The organism is Polaromonas sp. 39-63-25 (assembly GCF_002278925.1).
Taxonomy (GTDB): domain Bacteria; phylum Pseudomonadota; class Gammaproteobacteria; order Burkholderiales; family Burkholderiaceae_C; genus Polaromonas.
Map to the genome: position 1 here is coordinate 1 of NZ_NCJH01000045.1, position 2080 is coordinate 2080.

Annotated in this window: 4 protein-coding genes; all 4 read left to right on the forward strand. The window is 58.9% G+C overall.

From position 1 onward, the window contains the following. Positions 1-334 (forward strand): 50S ribosomal protein L3 (gene rplC / locus B7X65_RS23755; protein WP_293596698.1); only part of this gene is annotated, 334 nt, incomplete at its 5' end. Continuing rightward, positions 334-954 (forward strand): 50S ribosomal protein L4, encoded by a 621-nt coding sequence (rplD, locus tag B7X65_RS23760; protein ID WP_077593710.1) that lies wholly within the window; start codon positions 334-336, stop codon positions 952-954. The genes rplC and rplD, both read left to right, overlap by 1 nt. Continuing rightward, on the forward strand, positions 951-1277 hold the full coding sequence (gene rplW, locus B7X65_RS23765) for a 50S ribosomal protein L23 (protein ID WP_077593711.1): 327 nt from the start codon (positions 951-953) through the stop codon (positions 1275-1277). Before rplD ends, rplW begins: the two co-directional genes overlap by 4 nt. Before the next feature lie 2 nt (positions 1278-1279). After that, on the forward strand, positions 1280-2080 hold an 801-nt coding region (gene rplB, locus B7X65_RS23770), incomplete at its 3' end, for a 50S ribosomal protein L2 (RefSeq protein ID WP_293596699.1).

Here is a 2080-nt window from a genome sequence, read left to right on the forward strand (position 1 = left end):
CCAGGGTACTTCCATTGGTAAAGGCTTTGCCGGCACCATCAAGCGTCACAAGATGAGCTCGCAGCGCGCGTCGCACGGTAACAGCCGTTCGCACAACGTGCCTGGCTCCATCGGTATGGCGCAGGATCCCGGTCGCGTGTTTCCCGGTAAACGCATGACGGGCCACCTCGGTGACGTCACCAAGACCACGCAAAACCTCGACATCGTGCGTATTGACGAAGCCCGTCAACTGCTGATGATCCGTGGCGCTGTGCCTGGTTCCAAAGGCGGTTTTGTCACGGTTCGTGCCGCGATCAAAGCCAAACCAGTAGCAGCTGCCAAAGGAGCGAACTGATGCAGGTCGAACTCCTGAATGACCAGGGTCTGGCTTCGTCCAAAGTGGACGTGCCCGATACCGTTTTTGGTCGCGAATACAACGAAAGCCTGATTCACCAGGTGGTCGTGGCCTTCCAGGCCAACGCCCGCCAGGGAACGCGTGCCCAGAAAGACCGTGAGCAGGTCAAGCACTCGACGAAAAAGCCGTTCAAGCAAAAGGGTACTGGCCGCGCTCGCGCCGGTATGACTTCTTCCCCGCTGTGGCGCGGAGGCGGTCGCATTTTCCCGAACATGCCTGACGAAAACTTCACGCAGAAAATCAACAAGAAGATGTATCGCGCCGGCATGGCTTCGATCTTCTCCCAGTTGGCACGTGAAGGCCGCCTGGCTGTGGTGGACTCATTGACCGTGGATTCGCCCAAGACGAAAGTCCTGGCCGACAAATTTAAGGCCATGAACCTCAAATCGGTGCTCGTCATCGCTGACGAGGTTGATGAAAACCTGTACCTGGCTTCGCGCAATCTGGTGAACATTCTTGTGGTTGAACCCCGCTACGCGGATCCGCTGTCGCTGGTTCACTACAAAAAGGTTCTGGTCACCAAGGCCGCCATGGACAAACTCAAGGAGATGTTTGCATGAGCGCCGTGAACACCAAACCAAAATTTGACGAAGGCCGCCTGATGCAGGTGCTGGTCGCCCCCATCGTGTCTGAAAAGGCAACCATGGTCGCGGACAAATCCAACGCCGTGCTGTTCAAGGTCCTGCAGGACGCCACCAAACCCGAAATCAAGGCCGCTGTGGAATTGATGTTCAAGGTGGACGTCAAGGCCGTTTCTGTACTCAACCAAAAAGGCAAGACCAAGCGTTTTGGCAAATCCACTGGCCGTCGGGACAACATCCGTAAAGCCTATGTGACGCTGAAGCCAGGTCAAGAGCTGAACATCGGTGGGGAGGCTGCGTAATCATGGCTGTCATTAAAATGAAACCCACCTCCCCCGGCATGCGCGGGATGGTGAAGATTTCCCGGGATCACCTGCACAAGGGTGAGCCTTACGCGCCGCTGCTGGAGCCACAATTCCAGAAAGCCGGCCGTAACAACAACGGGCACATCACGACGCGCCACAAAGGCGGCGGTCACAAGCACCACTACCGTGTGGTCGACTTCAAGCGCAACAAGGACGCCATTCCGGCCAAGGTCGAACGTATCGAGTACGACCCCAACCGCACGGCCCACATTGCGCTGATCTGCTACGCCGACGGCGAGCGCGCCTACATCATTGCCCCCCGCGGCCTTGAAGTTGGCGCCACGCTGGTCAGCGGTGCCGAGGCTCCGATCCGTGTCGGCAACACCCTGCCGATCCGCAACATTCCGGTGGGCTCGACGATTCACTGCATCGAGATGCAAATTGGCAAGGGCGCGCAGATTGCACGTTCGGCCGGTACATCGGCGACGCTGCTGGCTCGCGAAGGCATCTACGCCCAGGTGCGCATGCGCTCCGGCGAAGTGCGCAAGATCCACGTTGAATGCCGCGCCACGATTGGCGAGGTCGCCAACGAAGAGCACAGCCTGCGCCGCTTGGGCAAGGCCGGTGTCAAGCGCTGGATGGGTATCCGCCCGACCGTTCGCGGTGTGGTGATGAACCCGGTCGACCACCCACACGGTGGTGGCGAAGGCAAGACCGGCGAAGGTCGCCATCCTGTCGATCCATGGGGTAACCTGACCAAAGGCTACCGCACCCGCAACAACAAGCGCACGCAAGTGATG

Excerpts from the sequence above, each read along its gene's own strand:
- rplW (WP_077593711.1), top strand. The coding sequence starts at position 951 with ATGAGCGCCGTGAACACCAAACCAAAATTTGACGAAGGCCGCCTGATG.
- rplD (WP_077593710.1), top strand. The coding sequence starts at position 334 with ATGCAGGTCGAACTCCTGAATGACCAGGGTCTGGCTTCGTCCAAAGTG.